Source organism: Actinomadura sp. 3N407, from assembly GCF_052245875.1.
GTDB lineage: Bacteria > Actinomycetota > Actinomycetes > Streptosporangiales > Streptosporangiaceae > Spirillospora.
The window spans coordinates 316,340-333,984 of record NZ_JBQQBP010000005.1 but is presented as its reverse complement, the minus strand read 5'-3'; the positions used below and the strand labels follow the sequence as shown (position 1 = coordinate 333,984).

Here is a 17,645-nt window from a genome sequence, read left to right as displayed (position 1 = left end):
GATCAGCCATCTAACATGCCAGTTCATGGCGATGTTCGTGCACCTGACGTCGACGGCGAACGCGCCGCGCATCCGACGTTCCGGGATCCGGGCGGCCGGCCAGGGACAAGGCGGTGTGCGCGGGGTGTACTGCTTCCCGGTACTGCCGTCGTACACCCTCACCCACCAATGGCTGCGCGAACTGGCCCGTTTCGGCAGCCAGGGCCGGCTTGTGGCCGTGCACGTGCGGCTGGACGACGACCAGACCGTGCTGGTCGGGCGCTATGCGGACCGGACGCGGAACGCCCAGTCCACCGTTCCCGCGGCCGAGGCGGTCCGGAGGATCGCCGCACTGGACGACCCGCGCGGTTGGGAGGTCTTCGTACCCCGGGCGATCCGGCCGCGTGAAGTGCACCGAATCCGCACCGCGCCACAGGTCGTGGGCTGGCGGTACCAGCCGGACGCGCATGGCGTCCGTCCCTGCACGTGCTTCGGATGCCGGGTACGCGGAGAGTACGGGGCGCGGCGCCTGCGAGAGCGGTCGCCTCATCCGCTGGACGGTCCGCCACCACCCGCCAGAGTGCTGCTCGCCCGGGTGGCGGCAGCCGGCGACCCCGGAGACCCGGCCGTCCTGCGGGAGGCACTGCACTGGTTCGGCATGCGTCGGCGGGGCCCGCTCGCCGAACTGACCCGCCTCGCCGTCCACCCCGACCCCGGCGTGCGGGAGGAGCTGGTGTGGGCGGTCGCCCGCTGGACCACCCCTGGGGTCGCCGATCTGCTGGACAGTCTCGCCGATGACCCGCACCCGGACGTCCGGGAGGCGGTGGAGGCGGTCCATGCGTCACCGTGATCACTGACCCTTGGAAGCGATCCAGAGCACAGGTGGGGCGCAATCGCAGGTCGGGTTGGGGCCACCACAGGGCGCCCTCAGGCCTGGACCGGCGCGGCGCGCCTTCAGGTGCCCATGAGCCAGTCACCCGGGAGTTCTCGCCGGACCTCCGCCAAGGCATCGGGGGTCCGGGCCCGCACCCACAGCCAGACGCGATGGTCGTCCCGCATGATCAGGTCCGGCGCAGTGAACCAGAGGGTCGACGGCGTCCCGTACTCCGGGAGAGGAAGGCGAGCGTAACGCCGGGACAGAACGCCGGACTCGTCGTCTTCCAAGGGCCGGTTGTCACTCAGTTCTTCCGAGGAGAACAGAGACCCTGAGAGGACGATCTCCACGCACGCGAGTGAGAACCGCTCCAGCCAAGGCTCCCACCGCCCAGTGTCGTTGCCCATGTACGAGCGGACGACGACTGGCGGATCGGGCTCGTCCAGCGCCGCGACGGAGATGCCCCAATGCCAGACGGCCTGGTTCTCAACCCGGAACACCAGGACTCCGTCGTCCACGTACAGGCGGGGCGGATCCAGCAACTCGTCCTGGATGCTGGTCAGGTCCTTGCGGCGGCCGAACAGCCCGTACGCCTCGCGCATCGCGAGTGGGAGGCCCAGGTCCAGTCGGTCTTCGGCTTCGGCGAGCGTTGCCTCAGGCCAGCCGTCGTCCGGGGCCAGCGGCACGCGCCAGGACGCGACGAAGTCACGGATGAAGCCCCAGGCGGACGAGGCGTCACCGATATCCCGCATCATGCGCGGAACGCTATCGCGCCTGGTACTGGGAAGTGGTCGGACGGGCGGACGGGGCGTCCACGGACACGACCCGGCCGAGCCTCCGTTACGGTGCGGCGTGTGAAGCCGAGGACCTGGGTGACCCTCGCCGCCGTCGCGGCGCTCGCTGTCGCGTCACGGCCTGGCGGCAGTCGTGGCGGGTGTGGCCGCCCGCGCCGCACGTCGACCGGCACCTCACCGGCGACGTCCTGCCAGTGATCGACCGGTACCTGGAGAGCGGCCGCGCGGTGGTGTGGCCGAGCTCCCCGCCCGCCCGGCTGAGCCCGCGCTGGTTTTGCGCGGAGAACCCGATCGAGACCGAGCCCCCACCACGGTTAGTCAGTCCCGCCGTCCAGGCTTGGTGCGCAGGGACGCGTGCTACCGCTTGATCTGGGACAGCAACGCCGCGAATGCACGCCGACTCACCAGCAGCTTCGGACCGCCAGGGTCCTTGCTGTCACGTACGGCGACGGTGCCGGGAACCGAGGCCAACTCCACACACTCACCGCCGTTGGCAGTGGTGTAGCTGGACTTACGCCATGCGGCCTTAGTCAGGTCCATCTTCTTCCACCGTCCGGGGTCGGTGTTAGGGGACGGGGCTATCGCTTCAGATCGGACAGCAGCGCCGCGAAGACCTGCCGCCTCACGAGCAATTTTGGACCGTCCGGATCCTTGCTGTCACGCACGGCCACCGTGCCGGGGACCGACGTCAGCTCCACGCAGTCACCCCCGTTGGGGCCTGTGTAACTCGACTTGCGCCATACGGCCCTGGTCAGGTCCATTTTTCGTCTACCACCTTACGAATTACGTTGAGTGAATGCTCCACGGGCAGAGCGTGCGAGCGAGCCGAGAGAAGTGCTCTGCTGACGCCTGCAATGTCGTCAGGGTCGGTGAGAGTCAGCCCACGCACCGTCATGTCTACGTAGGCGATTTCACTCCTGTCGGGCATCGTAGCGAGGTTGAACGCACCGAGGTTACCGAGATGCTCGCCCCTGCTCGGTACCACTTGGAGAGTGACGATGCCCTCCTCTGCGAGGTGAATTACCTGCTCCAGCTGCTCTTTCATGATTTCGGGACTGCCGGTGAGTCGGTGCAGGGATACCTCGTCCTGGAGGACGGAGAATTCCGGCGGGGCCGGACTCTCCCTGGTCAGGACACTCTGACGGTTCATTCGCGCATCGACCGCCTCCTTGTCGCCCTTGAGGAGCGCGGAGGCGTACGCAGGGGTCTGGAGCAGACCATGAATGAGGAGCGGCTGGTACGACTGGAGCATGTCGGCCTCGGGTTCGATGGTGTGCCAGTCGAACCAGGTGGGGAACGTGGCGTCCTTGACCAGGTCGTCGTAGAGGTAGAGCAGTTCGCCGTTCGCGTCGAGCGCGTGGTCCATCGTTTCCGCGAACTCGCGCGTGCAGCGGGTGCGGCCGTTCTCGACGGCCCCGATGTACTGCGGCTTTACCCCCATGCCGCCGTTCGCGCGCCGGGCGACGGCTTCCTGCGTCCAGCCCTTGGCCTCCCGGAGCCGCCGGAACCGGCGTCCGAAGGCGAGCAGCGTCGGCGAGACCGTCCCACGCTTCCGCTGTGGAGCCATGTCCTCATCCTCCCTCGTAAAGGGCGCCCAACCAACACCCAAGTGGAGTGGGCGCACGGAGCCTGACTTGCCACAAAGGGCCTGCGCTTTGTAACGCAGAGTACTTCTATTGTGGCTGGCTGTGGCTGGAAGTTCACGACTCAGCCAAAAGGTGGTGCCCGATGCCTCCGACAGCCGTCGCGCCTGAGGCGCCGACGCTCGTCCTCGAACCGTCCGACAGGGCGCCGGCGTTGGCGCGGAGGTTCGTCGCCGAACGGTTCCGGGAGTGGGGGATCGCGGACGACTCGGATGCGCGGGTCGTCGTCTCCGAACTCGTCACGAACTCGCTGGTCCACGGGGACGGGCCGATCGTCGTCCGGGTGCTGCGGGACGAGCGCGACGGGCGTCCCGTGATCGAGGCGTGGGACGGCGGGGAGGGGCGGCCGGCGGTTCAGCCGGAGGATCACGCGGCCACGTGCGGGCGCGGGCTGTTCATGGTGTCGCGGCTGGCCGTGGAGTGGGGAACTCGGCCGCTGCTGGAAGGAGGGAAGGTCACGTGGGCGAAGTGCTGAGCGCACGGATGGAGCGCGGCGTGCTGCACTGTCGGACGCGCATGGGGCGGAGGACCGCCGTCCGGTATCTGGACACGCTCGCGGTGGCGCTGCGGCCGCAGGGGGTGGCGATTGATCAAGCTCTACCGGCCCGTGCCGGTTCCGCTCCTGCGGGTCTACGCCAACGGCGCCGAGGACATCGGGATCGTGGTGAGCGTCCTGGCCACCCCGGGCGGCACCTGGGGCTACCACGAGGCTCCGTGTGGGCGGCGCGGGTTCCTCTTTCCGTGTGGTGACGCGAAGTCGGCGGCCGAGGTGGTCGGCGATCTCCTCAAGCACCGGATGTACCCGTCCACGTGGTGAGTTGAGCCGAGATCACGCCCCCGATGACCCCTAGCGCCGTCGGCGGGCCGAGCCCGAAGTTGCGCAACTGAGTGGTTGCGATATATGTTGCAACCAATTGGTTGCGTTAAATGGAGGTCATGGTGCCCGTACCGGATCGCATCGAGCGCGTGCTCGAACTTCACCACCCTCCCGAGAAGGTGTGGGCGGCTCTGACCACGCCCGAAGGTCTGGGTGGCTGGTTCGGGTCCAGTGCCGAGATCGACGACCTGCGCCCCGGCGGCCAGGCCCGTGTGCGGTGGGGGCCCGACGAGGAGAACACCCTGTACATCCAGGTCGTCGAGCCGCCCCGCCTGTTCGCCTACACATGGGCGATCGAGGGGTTGCCGCCGAGCGATCCGCGCCGTACCTACGTGGAGTTCACCCTGGAGCCGACGCCCACCGGTACCCGGCTCACGGTCGTGGAGACCGGCTTCGCCCAGCTGCCCGACGAACTCGCCGCCGCCTATGAGGGCAACGTCACGGGATGGCGGAAGGAGCTGGCCGAACTGGCCGAGTACCTCGATGCCACGGCCTGACCACCCCGATGCCGAGCCGATCGCCCAAGCGGTGTTCACCGCGCTCGCGGACCCGACCCGGCGCGGCATCCTCGCCGAGCTCGCCGCGCGCGGACCCGCGACGGCGACCGATCTGGCCGACCGGCTGCCCATCTCGCGACAGGCCATCGCCAAACACCTCCGGCTGCTGACCGACGCCGGGCTGGTCCGGGCCGAGGCCGGGGAGCGGCGTCGGATTCGCTACCGCCTGCAGACGGGGCCGGTCGCAGTGGCCCAGTCGTTCCTGGCCGCGCTCGCGCGTGACTGGGACGGCCACCTGGACGGCCTGCGTGACCATCTCGACCAGACCCAGGAGGAATGAACCATGAACCCGACGTTCCGAGGCGGTCACAACATCGCCATGAAGCTTCCCAAGGCTCAGTTCGACCGCACCGTCGCCTTCTACCGTGACGTACTCGGCATGGAGGTGACCGACCATGGCGGCGAAACCATCGCCGGCGGCGTGGCGCAGAGCGCCTCTGTGCAGTTCGGACCGGTGACCCTGTGGTTCGACCGGGTCGACAACTACGCGCACCCCGACCTTTGGCTGGAGCTGTTCACCGACGACGTCGACCGCGCCACCGCACACCTGGCCGCGCATGGCATCGGCGTCCAGGACGAGCTGGAGCCGCTCCCCTCCGGGATGGACGCTCACTGGATCAGCAACCCTGTCGGCGTCCCGCACATCGTCCGCAACCCCGACGACGCCTGAAGCGCCAGGCACCGTCCTGCGGTGGGGCGTCAAGCGGCGGGCGGGACGAGGGTCGCGTCCAAAGCGTGCGCCAACCGGGCCGAGAACCCGGATGGCGGGCCCGCGCCGCCGCGGTGCTCTACGCCCTGCGGCACGGCCTGCACGACGAGGCCGGCGCGTGAACCGACGGCGAAGGGCCCGTCCGGGTGGGACGGGCCCTTCGGGTGCGCGGCGGGTCAGGCGAAGGCGCGGCACTCCACCTTGGCGCGGCGTTCGGTCATGCCCTGCCGGGTCGCCGTGGTCACGCACGCCTTCTGCTTCTCGGTGAGCTGGGACTGGCCGCACTCGGTGACGCTGGAGTAGGTGCGGCAGTCCTGGCGTGCGGGCGCGTTGGACGCCTCGGCGGCGATGGCGCCGCCCGTACCGGTGATCCCGACGACCGCGGCGATCAAGGCGCCGGTCATGACCCTCTTCATATGCTTTCTCCCCCGTCGTGCGCATCAGCCAACGGCTGTCATCGTCCCCGGGACATCCAGCAACAAAACACCCCAAAGAGTCAAGAAGGCGACCAAACGCCCAGGTCAACGCCGGTGGGCCCGGTACCGGGCCGGGCGTGCGGCACTTGCAGCTTCCTTCACGACCGGTACGCCGTGTCAGAGCGCCAGGGGGGTCTCACCCTTCCGACCATGTCACTAAATGCGGTCAAGTGAATACTCTCTGTATCGGCTCGCGTATCCGTGGTCGCTGTGGGTCCACGGAACGGCTGTTGCCATCCCGATCGTCATCGCAGAACGGAGTGCCCCGTGAACACCATCCCCCGCCGCCGTCCGATCCGAGCAGCCCTCGCCATCTCTGCGCTCACCACGACCGCGCTCACGGGGGCGTCCGCCGCCGCCGCCTCCGTCACCGGCTCCGCGCCCGCAGAGCCCGCCCGTCAGGCGGCGGCCGCCCCGGCGGCGCCCCCGCTCAACCAGCCGGTCTACATCGATCACGTCCAGACAGGACTGCAGTTGGTCCCCGACGTGTGGAACACCACCGGTGACGACGAGGTCGACGGGTACTTCCTGGTCAACGACGCGACCCACGAACGGACCTACCGATGGCGGATCGCCACCCGGGGCGACGGCTACGTCATCCGCAACATCGCCAGCCGCCGCTGCATGACGGCCGACAAGACCGACCGGCTCACCCTGGTCTACCTGCGGCCATGCGACGAAGACGACGGGAGCCAGCGCTGGGGATTCAACACCACGAACGTGCCCAACGGCAGCCACACCATCTATCCGCTTGCAAACCGCACGGTGGCCCTGGCCCCCAACAGCGATCCCTGGAACTGGCCCGGTGCGGACTGGCACACCCGCCTGGACAACTTCGGCCCGTTCCACAACCAGTACTGGCGCGTTCGTTCGGCGCCCAACTGACACTCCCCCAGCGCTGATCGAACCGCCGGTCCCCGCAACCTCGACCGGCCCCAGACCGCCCGGCTCGTCCGAGGCCGCGGCCGCTCGGGGCCGGCCGACCGGGCTCCGGGGCTTGTCGGAGCCGGCAGGCAGCCGTTGGCGCTGAGAAGGACGATGCATGGCGCGGGCGCTCGCGGCTGCAAGCCTCGACGTTGCAAGCACTCGACATACTTTCTTTCTGAACCCGATCGGCATCCGAGTCGTGCGGCCGCCGCCGGACCCGCACTCTGACATGCGTTCTTTCGCAGAGCGGCCACGATGGCGCCGCGGGGACGGCCACGGCTCCCCCGCACGAACGGAGCCTCAGCGGCTTCAGTCGCGGCGGACCAGTGCGCGGACGCTGATCACGAGCCCTAGCGCGCACCAGGCCAGCAGGACGGCGAAGTCCCGCCAGCTCGCGCCGTAGTTCTGCGACACCAGCCCCGCGCGGAGCAGGTCGGCGGAGGGACGGAACGGGAGCACGTCGTGGACCGTCTGGAACCACCCGGGCAGCTGCGTCGCAGGGAAGGTGATCGGCGAGAACAGCATCACGAAGAACACCAGCACCTGGGTGACGAGCTGGGCCAGCAACGGGGGCAGGAGCACGGCGATCGCGTAACCGACCGCGGCGGCCATCACCGCGATCAGGACGGACGCGGCCACCAGTAGGGGCCAGTCGAAGCTGTAGGCGAAGTCGTATCGCAGCCACGCCACGACCACCGCGACGAGGATGCTCGGCAGGGCGACGAGCATCCACACCGTCAACTCGGACAGCAGCAGCAGCGGGCGCGGCACCGGCAGCGTACGCAGATAGGTGAACGTGCCGTTCGTGCGTGATTGCGCCACGCCCTGCGGGACCATGACGAGGCCGATGACCATCAGCAGCACGGTGGGTGCGCCCGTGGAGAGGAACCGCGCCGCGGCGGTGTCGATGTCGGGGATGAGGAACCCGAAACCGATGATGACTCCGGCGGCCAGCAGCGCCTGGACGACGATGATCAGCGGCAGCACGGCGCCGATCTGGGCCAGGGTCCAGCGCAACAGCGTCCCGTAGGTCGTCCAGAGGCCGGTGCGGGGCGGGACGCCGGCGGGCACTCGCGACGGCGTCGCGACGGCCGTCGACTCAGACATCGCCGACCGGCTCCTTGGTGGTGGCGAGGTAGACGTCTTCGAGGGTGGTGGGGGCCAGCGCGTAACCCTCGATGCGCTCGTCCGAGCGCAGAGTCGTGGCCCAGGCGACGGCGGCCTCGGCGTCGGCCGCGCCGAGGGTCAGCAGCACCCGCCGGCGGGCGCGCACCCTGCGGGCGATCGGGATCGGCACGTCCGTAAGGGGCTCGGACGGGTCCTCGCCGTCCGGATGCAGCGAGAGCTCGAGCCGCAGGTCGTGGTCGCCCGTCCCCCTGAGTGCGCTCGGCGACCCGGCGGCGACGACCTCACCCCGGTCGAGCACCACCAGTTCGTCCACCACGCGCTCGGCCTCCACGACGTTGTGGGTGACGAGCAGGACCCCCGCACCATCGTCGCCGAGCCGGCGGACGGTCTCCCACAGGCGCCGGCGCCGGGCCGCGTCGACATCGTTGGTCGGTTCGTCGAGGATGACCAGCGGCACCGGCGCGACCGCCGCCATGGCGAACGCGGTCAGGCGGCGCACGCCACCGGACAGCCCGCCGCCGTTCGGCGTGGCCCGGCGGCCGAACCACTCGCCGATGTCCAGTTCGTCGGCCAGGGTGCGCGCGGCGGCCCTCGCGTCCGCCCGGGTCATGCCGCGCAGCCGCCCGGCGATCTCGATGGCCGCCCTGGGGGTCAGGCCGTCGATCGGCGCCTGGTCCTGGGCTTGCAGCGCCACGCAGCGGCGCGCCGTCGCCGGGTCCGCGACCGCGTCCACACCCGCCACCCGGATCGATCCGCCGTCCGGCTTGAGCAGCCCCACGACCTGTGAGACCAGGGTGGTCTTGCCGGCGCCGTTGTGCCCCAGCAGCCCGACGACCTCTCCGGCCCGGACCCGCAGGCCGACCCGCTCGTTCGCGACGACCGGGCCGAACCGTCTCGTGAGGTCCTCGACCTCCAGCACCGCACCCATGGCACCTCCCACAATGAGATACTAGCGGTATTAAAATACTACAGGTATTTAGATACCATCGGTATCGTGATACCCAAGGTACGTCAATTAGGATGAATCATGGATCAACGGCACTCGACGTCCACCGCCCGTGTGCGGCGAAGCCGGGCCGAGCGCAAGCGCGAGACCCGTAACGCGCTCACCATGGCGGCGCTGGTGGCGTTCGCCCGCGACGGTTACCACGGCGCGAGCCTGGAGGGCATCGCGGGCGAGGCCGGGTTCTCCAAGGGTGCGGTCTACTCGAACTTCGGCGGCAAGGCGGAGCTGTTCCTGGCCGTGATGGACTACAACCTGGAGACCCTGCGCGGCGACGCTTGGGACCCTTTCGCGACGGCGGCGAGCAAGGACTGCGCGCCGGAGCAGGACGAGACCGGCGCGGCGGAGATGGTGCGCGGCGTCGGCCTCGCGACGCTGGAGTTCATCACGACCGCGGCCCGCGACGACAGGCTTCGCGGCTCGCTCCGCGCACGGGTTCAGGCGATGATCGACGCCTACGGACGCGTCGCGTCCGCAAGCCGGCCACCCGGCGAGGACCTCCCGGCCGACGACGTCGCGCGGCTCATGGCCGCGCTCGACCAGGGCATCTCGCTCCTCGCGCTCAGCGGCGCCGACTCCGTCGACGGCGCGCTGCTGCGCACCGGCCTGCACCGGCTCATGGACCCGGCGAACGCCGCGAACGAGCCGTCCCCGCCACGAGACGACGCCACCTCGCAGCTACCGGACGTCGACCGCGTCCAACGCCTGGTCCGCGAAACATCCGATCCCTGACCCCGGCGCGCCCGTCACTCCGGGCGCCACGCAGAGCTACGACGAGGCTTCACACGGGGCGGCGTCGAGGGCGACATCAAGGGATGGCGGTCGGAGCCGGACGAGTACCTCGGTGCCGCCGCCGGACCGGCCCGACGCCGAGTCGATCGCCCAGGCGGTTTTCACCGCGCTCGCCGACGCGAGGGCCCCGGCTTCCTCGGCACCCCGTTCTCCCCGGACATGCGGAAGGCCGCCGCCCAGGTGGTGCGGGCGGCGGCCTTTGCGCGTGGTGCGGGTGTTACCGGTTGTACTGGCCGAAGTCGTACTCCTCCAGCGGGACGGCCTCGCCGGAGCCCTGGCCGAAGGCGTACTCGGCGCCGTCGTCGTAGGAGCCGACGGAGTACACCGCCGCCTTGGCCTCCTCGGTGGGCTCGACCCGGACGTTGCGGTACTGCGGCATGCCGGTACCGGCCGGGATGAGCTTGCCGATGATGACGTTCTCCTTGAGGCCCAGCAGCGGGTCGCTCTTGGCGTGCATCGCCGCCTCGGTGAGCACCCGGGTCGTCTCCTGGAAGGACGCCGCCGACAGCCACGACTCGGTCGCGAGCGAGGCCTTGGTGATGCCCATCAGGACGGGACGGCCGGCGGCGGGGACCCCGCCCTCGGCCACGACGTTCCGGTTGCGCCCCTCGAAGATCGGCCGCTCGATCAGGTCACCGGGCAGCAGGTCGGTGTCGCCCGACTCGAGGATGTTCACCCGCTTCAGCATCTGGCGGACGATGATCTCGATGTGCTTGTCGTGGATCGACACGCCCTGCGACCGGTAGACCTCCTGGACCTCCTGGACCAGGTGGAGCTGCACGGCGCGGGGACCGAGGATGCGCAGCACCTCGTGCGGGTTGATGGCGCCCGCGATGAGCTGCTGGCCGACGCCGACGGCCTCGCCCTCCTTGACCAGGAGGCGGGACCGCATCGGCACCGGGTAGGCGATCTCGTCGGAGCCGTCGTCCGGGACGACGACGACCTTGCGGGCCTTCTCCGTCTCGTCGATCTTGACGCGGCCGGCGACCTCGCTGATCGGGGCCACACCCTTGGGGATGCGGGCCTCGAACAGCTCCTGGACACGCGGCAGACCGTGCGTGATGTCGCCGCCCGCCACACCACCGGTGTGGAAGGTCCGCATGGTGAGCTGCGTGCCGGGCTCGCCGATGGACTGCGCGGCGATGATGCCGACGGCCTCACCGACGTCGACCCGCTTGCCGGTGGCCAGCGAACGGCCGTAGCAGGCGGCGCAGACACCGATCTTGGCCTCGCAGACCAGGGCGCTGCGGGTGCGGACCTTGTCCACGCCCGCCTCGACCAGGCGCGACACGACCGCGTCGGACAGGTCGGTGTCGGCCGGGAAGATGACCGTCCCGTCGACGACGACGTCCTCGGCGATGGTGCGGCCGACCAGGCTCGTCTCCGAGGTGGCCAGCTTGACCAGGGTGCCGTCGGACAGCTTGTCGGCGACCTCGAAGGGGATCGTGCGGTCGGTGCCGCAGTCCTCCTCGCGGACGATGACGTCCTGCGCGACGTCCACCAGGCGGCGGGTCAGGTAACCCGAGTCGGCGGTGCGCAGCGCGGTGTCGGCCAGGCCCTTGCGGGCGCCGTGCGTCGAGATGAAGTACTCGACGACCGACAGGCCCTCGCGGAACGACGACTTGATCGGACGCGGGATGGTCTCGCCCTTGGGGTTGGAGACCAGGCCGCGCATGCCGGCGATCTGGCGGAGCTGCAGCGGGTTGCCGCGGGCACCCGACTGGATCATCATCCAGATCGGGTTGTCCTTCGGGAAGGACGCCTCCATGTCCACCGCGACGTCCGCGGTGGCCTTGTTCCAGATCTCGATGAGCTCCTGCTTGCGCTCATCGTCGGTGATCAGGCCGCGGTTGAACTCCCGCTGCACCTTCTCGGCGCGCTGCTCGTAGCCGCCCAGGATCTCCTGCTTGTTCGGCGGCGCGAGAACGTCGTCGATCGCGATCGTGACACCGGACCTGGTCGCCCAGTGGAACCCGGCGCTCTTCAGCGCGTCGAGGGCGTTGGCGACGGCGACCTTCGGGTACGTCTCCGCCAGCTCGTTCACGATCGCCGACAGCTGCTTCTTGCTGATCTCGTCGTCGACGAACGGGAAGTCGTCCGGCAGCGTCTCGTTGAACATCGCGCGGCCGAGCGTGGTCTCCAGCCGGTACGGCTGGCCCGGCTCGTAACCCTCGGGCGCGATCCAGTCGCGCGGCGGCGGTGCGTCCTTCAGCCGCAGGTGGATCTTCGCCTGAAGGTCCAGCTCGGCCCGGTCGTAGGCCATGATCGCCTCGGCGACCGACCCGAACGCGCGGCCCTCGCCGACGGCCCCGTCCTTCTGCGTCGTCAGCCAGTACAGGCCGATGACCATGTCCTGGGTGGGCATGGTGACGGGCTTGCCGTCCGACGGCTTCAGGATGTTGTTGGTCGACAGCATCAGGATGCGCGCCTCGGCCTGCGCCTCGGCCGACAGCGGCAGGTGCACGGCCATCTGGTCGCCGTCGAAGTCCGCGTTGAACGCGGTGCAGACGAGCGGGTGGATCTGGATGGCCTTGCCCTCGACCAGCTGCGGCTCGAACGCCTGGATGCCGAGACGGTGCAGGGTCGGCGCCCGGTTCAGCAGAACCGGGTGCTCGGTGATGACCTCTTCCAGCACGTCCCACACGACCGGGCGGGCCCGCTCGACCATCCGCTTGGCGGACTTGATGTTCTGTGCGTGGTTGAGGTCGACGAGCCGCTTCATGACGAACGGCTTGAACAGCTCCAGCGCCATCTGCTTGGGCAGGCCGCACTGGTGCAGCTTCAGCTGCGGGCCGACGACGATGACCGAACGGCCGGAGTAGTCGACCCGCTTGCCCAGCAGGTTCTGCCGGAACCGGCCCTGCTTGCCCTTGAGCATGTCCGACAGCGACTTCAGCGGACGGTTGCCGGGCCCGGTGACCGGGCGGCCGCGGCGGCCGTTGTCGAACAGCGCGTCGACGGCCTCCTGCAGCATCCGCTTCTCGTTGTTGACGATGATCTCGGGCGCGCCCAGGTCGAGCAGGCGCTTGAGCCGGTTGTTCCGGTTTATGACACGGCGGTACAGGTCGTTCAGGTCGGACGTCGCGAAACGGCCGCCGTCCAGCTGCACCATCGGACGCAGGTCCGGCGGGATCACCGGGATGCAGTCCAGCACCATGCCGAGCGGGCTGTTGCGGGTGTTGAGGAACGCGGAGACGACCTTCAGCCGCTTGAGGGCGCGGGCCTTCTTCTGGCCCTTGCCGGTGCGGATGATGTCGCGCAGCTTCTCGGCCTCGGCGTCGAGGTCGAAGTTCTGCAGCCGGGCCTGGATGGCCGCGGCTCCCATGCCGCCGTCGAAGTACTTGCCGAACCGGTCGCGCATCTCGCGGTAGAGCAGCTCGTCGCCCTCCAGGTCCTGGACCTTGAGGTTCTTGAAGCGGCTCCAGACCTCGTCGAGACGGTCGATCTCGCGCTGCGCGCGGTCGCGCAGCTGCTTCATCTCCCGCTCGGCGCCGTCGCGCACCTTGCGCTTCTGGTCGGCCTTCGCGCCGGCCTCCTCCAGCTCCGCCAGGTCGCCCTCCAGCTTCTGCTGGCGGGCCTCGACCTGCGCGTCGCGGGCCTGCTCGATCTGCTGGCGCTCCACGGAGATGTGGGCCTCCAGCGTGGGCAGGTCGCGGTCGCGCCGCTCGGTGTCCACGCTGGTGATCATGTAGGCCGCGAAGTAGATGATCTTTTCGAGATCCTTCGGGGCCAGATCCAGCAGGTAGCCGAGGCGGGACGGGACGCCCTTGAAGTACCAGATGTGCGTGACCGGCGCGGCCAGCTCGATGTGGCCCATCCGCTCACGGCGCACCTTGGCACGGGTCACCTCGACGCCGCAGCGCTCACAGATGATGCCCTTGAACCGGACGCGCTTGTACTTACCGCAGTAGCACTCCCAGTCCCGGGTCGGACCGAAGATCTTCTCGCAGAAGAGCCCGTCCTTCTCCGGCTTGAGGGTCCGGTAGTTGATCGTCTCCGGCTTCTTCACCTCGCCGTGCGACCACTGGCGGATGTCGTCAGCGGTCGCCAGGCCGATGCGTAGCTCGTCGAAGAAGTTGACGTCAAGCAACAGATTTCCCCTTGAGTTGATCAGACCTCTTCGACACTGCTCGGCTCACGCCGGGACAGGTCGATGCCGAGCTCCTCCGCCGCACGGAAGACGTCCTCGTCGGTGTCGCGCATCTCGATGGACATGCCGTCGCTGGAGAGCACCTCGACGTTGAGGCACAGCGACTGCATCTCCTTGATGAGCACCTTGAAGGACTCGGGAATGCCGGGCTCGGGGATGTTCTCGCCCTTGACGATGGCCTCGTACACCTTCACGCGGCCGAGGACGTCGTCGGACTTGATGGTCAGCAGCTCCTGGAGCGCATAGGCGGCGCCGTACGCCTCCAGTGCCCACACCTCCATCTCACCGAAGCGCTGGCCGCCGAACTGGGCCTTACCGCCGAGCGGCTGCTGGGTGATCATGGAGTACGGGCCGGTCGACCGCGCGTGGATCTTGTCGTCGACCAGGTGGAGCAGCTTGAGGATGTAGATGTAGCCGACCGAGATCGGGTCCTTGTAGGGCTCGCCGGTGCGGCCGTCGAACAGGCGGGCCTTGCCGCCCGGCGCGACCATGCGGTCACCGTCGCGGTTGGGCAGCGTGCTCGCGATCAGGCCGGTGACGTCGTCCTCACGGGCACCGTCGAACACCGGCGTGGCGGTCTTCGTCCACGGCTCGGCCTCGTCGGCGCCGATCGCCTTGAGGGCCTTCTGCCAGTCCTCGGCGTCGCCCTCGACCTTCCAGCCGCGGGATGCGACCCAGCCGAGGTGGGTCTCCAGGACCTGGCCCACGTTCATGCGCCCGGGGACGCCGAGCGGGTTCAGGACGATGTCGACCGGGGTGCCGTCCTCCATGAACGGCATGTCCTCGACCGGGAGAACCTTGGAGATGACGCCCTTGTTGCCGTGCCGGCCGGCCAGCTTGTCGCCGTCGGTGATCTTGCGCTTCTGCGCGACGTACACCCGGACCAGCTCGTTCACGCCGGGCGGGAGCTCGTCGCCCTCGTCGCGGGAGAACACCCGGACGCCGATGACCTTGCCCTGCTCACCGTGCGGCACCTTCAGCGAGGTGTCGCGGACCTCACGGGCCTTCTCACCGAAGATCGCCCGCAGCAGCCGCTCCTCCGGGGTCAGCTCGGTCTCGCCCTTGGGCGTGACCTTGCCGACCAGGATGTCGCCGGGGACGACGTCGGCGCCGATGCGGATGATGCCGCGCTCGTCGAGGTCGGCCAGGACCTCCTCGGAGACGTTCGGGATGTCCCGGGTGATCTCCTCGGGGCCCAGCTTGGTGTCGCGGGCGTCGACCTCGTGCTCCTCGATGTGGATCGAGGAGAGGACGTCGTCCTGCACCAGGCGCTGGCTGAGGATGATGGCGTCCTCGTAGTTGTGGCCCTCCCACGGCATGAACGCCACGAGGAGGTTCTTGCCGAGCGCCATCTCGCCGTCGTCGGTGCACGGACCGTCGGCGACGACCTGGCCGAGTTCGACCCGCTGGCCCTCCTCGACGATCGGCTTCTGGTTGAAGCAGGTGCCCTGGTTCGACCGCTTGAACTTGGCGACGCGGTAGGTCGTCCTCGTGCCGTCGTCGTTCATGACGGTCACGTAGTCGGCGGAGACCTCCTCGACGACGCCGGCCTTCTCGGCCGTGATGACGTCGCCGGCGTCGGTCGCGGCGCGGTACTCCATGCCGGTGCCGACCAGCGGCGCCTCGCTGCGCAGCAGCGGGACGGACTGGCGCTGCATGTTGGAGCCCATCAGCGCGCGGTTGGCGTCGTCGTGCTCTAGGAACGGGATCATCGCGGTGGCGACCGAGGTCATCTGCCGCGCCGAGACGTCCATGTACTGGACCTCGCGGGCGGGGACGAGTTCGACCTCGGCGCCCTTGAGCCGGACCAGGACGCGGTCGTCGACGAAGGTGCCGTCGTCGTTGATCAGCGAGTTGGCCTGCGCGACGACGAAGCGGTCCTCCTCGTCGGCGGTCAGGTAGTCGATCTCGTCGGTGACGATGCCGTCGGTGACCCGGCGGTAGGGCGTCTCGACGAACCCGAACGGGTTGACCCGGCCGAACGCGGCGAGCGAGCCGATCAGCCCGATGTTCGGGCCTTCCGGCGTCTCGATCGGGCACATGCGGCCGTAGTGGGACGGGTGGACGTCGCGGACCTCCATGCCCGCCCGCTCACGCGACAGACCACCGGGACCCAGCGCGGACAGCCGCCGCTTGTGCGTCAGCCCGGCCAGCGGATTGGTCTGGTCCATGAACTGCGACAGCTGGCTGGTACCGAAGAACTCCTTGATGGAGGCGACGACCGGCCGGATGTTGATCAGGGTCTGCGGCGTGATCGCCTCGACGTCCTGGGTGGTCATCCGCTCGCGGACGACGCGCTCCATCCGGGCCAGCCCCAGGCGGACCTGGTTCTGGATCAGCTCGCCCACGGTGCGCAGGCGCCGGTTGCCGAAGTGGTCGATGTCATCGACCTCGATCGGCACCGCGACCGCGCTGAGGGTGGCCTCCTCCTCGCCGGCGTGCAGCCGGACGAGGTACTCGATCGTGGAGACGATGTCGTCCTCGGTGAGCGTGCCCTGGTTCATGTCCAGGTCGAGGCCGAGCTTCTTGTTGATCTTGTAGCGCCCGACCTTGGCGACGTCGTAGCGCTTCGGGTTGAAGTACAGGTTCTCCAGCAGCGTCTGCGCGGACTCGCGCGTCGGCGGCTCACCCGGGCGGAGCTTGCGGTAGATGTCCAGGAGGGCATCGTCCTGGCCGGAGGTGTGGTCCTTCTCCAGGGTGACGTTGATCGACTCGTAGGAGCCGAAACGCTCACGGATGCGCGCCTCGTCCCAGCCGAGCGCCTTCAGCAGCACGGTGACGGGCTGCTTGCGCTTGCGGTCGATGCGGACGCCGACGTTGTCGCGCTTGTCGATCTCGAACTCGAGCCAGGCGCCCCGGCTCGGGATGACCCGGCAGCCGTAGATGTCCTTGTCGGACGCCTTGTCGAGGGCCCGGTCGAAGTACACGCCGGGCGAGCGGACCAGCTGGGAGACGACGACCCGCTCTGTGCCATTGATGATGAAGGTGCCCTTGGGGGTCATGAGCGGGAAATCGCCCATGAACACCGTCTGGCTCTTGATCTCACCGGTGGTGTTGTTGATGAACTCCGCCGTGACGAACATGGGGGCGGAGTAGGTCATGTCCTTGTCCTTGCACTCCTCGACGGAGTACTTGGGCGGCTCGAACCGGTGGTCGCGGAACGACAGGGACATGGTTCCGGAGAAGTCTTCGATCGGACTGATCTCTTCGAAGATCTCCTCCAGCCCCGACTGGGTCGGGACGCTCTTACTTCCGGCCTTCTGGGCCGCCTCGACCCGGGCCTTCCACCTCTCGTTGCCCAGCAGCCAGTCAAAGGAGTTGGTCTGCAGAGCAAGGAGGTCCGGGACTTCGAGCGGCTCCTTGATGCGCGCGAAGGAGACGCGGTTCGGACCGGTTGCGGTATTCGAGGCGTTGCGCGAGGCTGCCAAGAGTGGTCCTTCCGAGGGCTCGCGGCGTAACTGACGACACGCACGCCAGACGATCCACGTCCGAGACCTGCACAAAGGGGTCCAAAAGGGACCACGGCAGGGGTGCTCTCACACGCGGATAGTCAGAGGGCAGCGCAAAGGGGCAGTGTAGCCGACTGGTACACCGCTCGCAACTCTAGCGCCGCAGTATGCATCACGTTGCCATGGAGCATCGCCCCTCAGCGCCTCTCAGTCAAGAGCGGACTTGGACTTTTCGGGCCCTGACCTGCAGTGAGGAAGGCCATAGTTTAAGCCTTCGCCCGCCGGGG

The 17,645-nt window shown here is 68.8% G+C and carries 17 protein-coding genes; 8 read left to right on the top strand and 9 right to left on the bottom strand.

All coding sequences use genetic code 11. From position 1 onward, the window contains the following. The first annotated feature begins 25 nt into the window (after positions 1 to 25). The gene (locus ACTWPP_RS15085; protein ID WP_443104861.1) at positions 26 to 829 is read left to right on the top strand and encodes a HEAT repeat domain-containing protein; all 804 of its coding nucleotides are present in this window, start codon (positions 26 to 28) and stop codon (positions 827 to 829) included. Positions 830 to 933: 104 nt separating this feature from the next. On the opposite strand, the gene ACTWPP_RS15080 is transcribed toward ACTWPP_RS15085, so the two are convergent. From ACTWPP_RS15080 to ACTWPP_RS15065, 4 genes are all read right to left on the bottom strand, one after another. After that, complete coding sequence (locus ACTWPP_RS15080) at positions 934 to 1,608, bottom strand: hypothetical protein (protein WP_443104860.1); 675 nt, start codon at positions 1,606 to 1,608, stop codon at positions 934 to 936. A gap of 396 nt (positions 1,609 to 2,004) precedes the next feature. Further along, positions 2,005 to 2,187, bottom strand: a complete 183-nt coding sequence (locus ACTWPP_RS15075) for a DUF397 domain-containing protein (protein WP_443104859.1) — start codon at positions 2,185 to 2,187, stop codon at positions 2,005 to 2,007. A gap of 38 nt (positions 2,188 to 2,225) precedes the next feature. Continuing rightward, positions 2,226 to 2,408, bottom strand: coding sequence for a DUF397 domain-containing protein (locus ACTWPP_RS15070; protein WP_443104858.1), 183 nt, complete (start codon positions 2,406 to 2,408; stop codon positions 2,226 to 2,228). Further along, entirely contained in the window at positions 2,399 to 3,214 is an 816-nt protein-coding gene (locus ACTWPP_RS15065) for a helix-turn-helix domain-containing protein (protein WP_443104857.1), read from the bottom strand. The genes ACTWPP_RS15070 and ACTWPP_RS15065 overlap by 10 nt, the downstream gene beginning before the upstream one ends. Before the next feature lie 161 nt (positions 3,215 to 3,375). On the opposite strand from ACTWPP_RS15065, the gene ACTWPP_RS15060 reads away from it, so the two are divergent. The 5 genes from ACTWPP_RS15060 (at position 3,376) to ACTWPP_RS15040 (ending at position 5,394) form a co-directional block, all read left to right on the top strand. Beyond that, complete coding sequence (locus ACTWPP_RS15060; protein WP_443104856.1) at positions 3,376 to 3,765, top strand: ATP-binding protein; 390 nt, start codon at positions 3,376 to 3,378, stop codon at positions 3,763 to 3,765. 111 nt (positions 3,766 to 3,876) lie between these two features. After that, a complete protein-coding gene (locus tag ACTWPP_RS15055; RefSeq protein ID WP_443104855.1) occupies positions 3,877 to 4,107 on the top strand; it encodes a hypothetical protein in 231 nt (76 codons plus the stop codon). A gap of 122 nt (positions 4,108 to 4,229) precedes the next feature. Next, on the top strand, positions 4,230 to 4,664 hold the full coding sequence (locus ACTWPP_RS15050) for an SRPBCC domain-containing protein (protein WP_443104854.1): 435 nt from the start codon (positions 4,230 to 4,232) through the stop codon (positions 4,662 to 4,664). After that, positions 4,651 to 5,004: an ArsR/SmtB family transcription factor gene (locus tag ACTWPP_RS15045; RefSeq protein ID WP_443104853.1), complete on the top strand. Its 354-nt coding sequence runs from the start codon at positions 4,651 to 4,653 to the stop codon at positions 5,002 to 5,004. The genes ACTWPP_RS15050 and ACTWPP_RS15045 overlap by 14 nt, the downstream gene beginning before the upstream one ends. 3 nt (positions 5,005 to 5,007) lie before the next feature. Further along, positions 5,008 to 5,394 carry a VOC family protein gene (locus tag ACTWPP_RS15040; RefSeq protein ID WP_443104852.1) on the top strand — a complete coding sequence of 129 codons (387 nt, stop codon included), beginning with the start codon at positions 5,008 to 5,010 and terminating at the stop codon, positions 5,392 to 5,394. Between the two features lie 215 nt (positions 5,395 to 5,609). Here the strand turns inward: ACTWPP_RS15040 and ACTWPP_RS15035 are convergent, their stop codons facing one another. Then, entirely contained in the window at positions 5,610 to 5,837 is a 228-nt protein-coding gene (locus ACTWPP_RS15035; protein ID WP_443104851.1) for a hypothetical protein, read from the bottom strand. Positions 5,838 to 6,176: 339 nt separating this feature from the next. On the opposite strand from ACTWPP_RS15035, the gene ACTWPP_RS15030 reads away from it, so the two are divergent. Then, entirely contained in the window at positions 6,177 to 6,794 is a 618-nt protein-coding gene (locus tag ACTWPP_RS15030; protein WP_443104850.1) for a hypothetical protein, read from the top strand. A gap of 351 nt (positions 6,795 to 7,145) precedes the next feature. Here ACTWPP_RS15030 and ACTWPP_RS15025 read toward each other — a convergent pair whose 3' ends face one another. Next, positions 7,146 to 7,943: an ABC transporter permease gene (locus tag ACTWPP_RS15025; protein WP_443104849.1), complete on the bottom strand. Its 798-nt coding sequence runs from the start codon at positions 7,941 to 7,943 to the stop codon at positions 7,146 to 7,148. Beyond that, entirely contained in the window at positions 7,936 to 8,892 is a 957-nt protein-coding gene (locus tag ACTWPP_RS15020; protein WP_443104848.1) for an ABC transporter ATP-binding protein, read from the bottom strand. The genes ACTWPP_RS15025 and ACTWPP_RS15020 overlap by 8 nt, the downstream gene beginning before the upstream one ends. A 99-nt stretch (positions 8,893 to 8,991) precedes the next feature. Here ACTWPP_RS15020 and ACTWPP_RS15015 point away from each other — a divergent pair, with 99 nt between their 5' ends. Further along, positions 8,992 to 9,699, top strand: coding sequence for a TetR/AcrR family transcriptional regulator (locus ACTWPP_RS15015; RefSeq protein ID WP_443104847.1), 708 nt, complete (start codon positions 8,992 to 8,994; stop codon positions 9,697 to 9,699). 277 nt (positions 9,700 to 9,976) lie between these two features. Here ACTWPP_RS15015 and ACTWPP_RS15010 read toward each other — a convergent pair whose 3' ends face one another. Both ACTWPP_RS15010 and rpoB read right to left on the bottom strand, forming a co-directional pair. Beyond that, positions 9,977 to 13,849, bottom strand: a complete 3,873-nt coding sequence (locus tag ACTWPP_RS15010) for a DNA-directed RNA polymerase subunit beta' (protein WP_443104846.1) — start codon at positions 13,847 to 13,849, stop codon at positions 9,977 to 9,979. A 20-nt stretch (positions 13,850 to 13,869) separates the two neighbouring features. Further along, positions 13,870 to 17,337 (bottom strand): DNA-directed RNA polymerase subunit beta, encoded by a 3,468-nt coding sequence (gene rpoB / locus ACTWPP_RS15005; RefSeq protein WP_443104845.1) that lies wholly within the window; start codon positions 17,335 to 17,337, stop codon positions 13,870 to 13,872. Positions 17,338 to 17,645 lie beyond the last annotated feature (308 nt).

Bases quoted from the DNA above. Each gene is read 5' to 3' on its own strand.
- ACTWPP_RS15075 (WP_443104859.1), bottom strand. From the start codon at position 2,187: ATGGACCTGACTAAGGCCGCATGGCGTAAGTCCAGCTACACCACTGCC.
- ACTWPP_RS15040 (WP_443104852.1), top strand. From the start codon at position 5,008: ATGAACCCGACGTTCCGAGGCGGTCACAACATCGCCATGAAGCTTCCC.
- ACTWPP_RS15070 (WP_443104858.1), bottom strand. From the start codon at position 2,408: ATGGACCTGACCAGGGCCGTATGGCGCAAGTCGAGTTACACAGGCCCC.
- ACTWPP_RS15045 (WP_443104853.1), top strand. From the start codon at position 4,651: ATGCCACGGCCTGACCACCCCGATGCCGAGCCGATCGCCCAAGCGGTG.
- ACTWPP_RS15020 (WP_443104848.1), bottom strand. From the start codon at position 8,892: ATGGGTGCGGTGCTGGAGGTCGAGGACCTCACGAGACGGTTCGGCCCG.
- ACTWPP_RS15085 (WP_443104861.1), top strand. From the start codon at position 26: ATGGCGATGTTCGTGCACCTGACGTCGACGGCGAACGCGCCGCGCATC.
- ACTWPP_RS15065 (WP_443104857.1), bottom strand. From the start codon at position 3,214: ATGGCTCCACAGCGGAAGCGTGGGACGGTCTCGCCGACGCTGCTCGCC.
- ACTWPP_RS15060 (WP_443104856.1), top strand. From the start codon at position 3,376: ATGCCTCCGACAGCCGTCGCGCCTGAGGCGCCGACGCTCGTCCTCGAA.
- ACTWPP_RS15015 (WP_443104847.1), top strand. From the start codon at position 8,992: ATGGATCAACGGCACTCGACGTCCACCGCCCGTGTGCGGCGAAGCCGG.
- ACTWPP_RS15025 (WP_443104849.1), bottom strand. From the start codon at position 7,943: ATGTCTGAGTCGACGGCCGTCGCGACGCCGTCGCGAGTGCCCGCCGGC.
- ACTWPP_RS15080 (WP_443104860.1), bottom strand. From the start codon at position 1,608: ATGATGCGGGATATCGGTGACGCCTCGTCCGCCTGGGGCTTCATCCGT.
- ACTWPP_RS15035 (WP_443104851.1), bottom strand. From the start codon at position 5,837: ATGACCGGCGCCTTGATCGCCGCGGTCGTCGGGATCACCGGTACGGGC.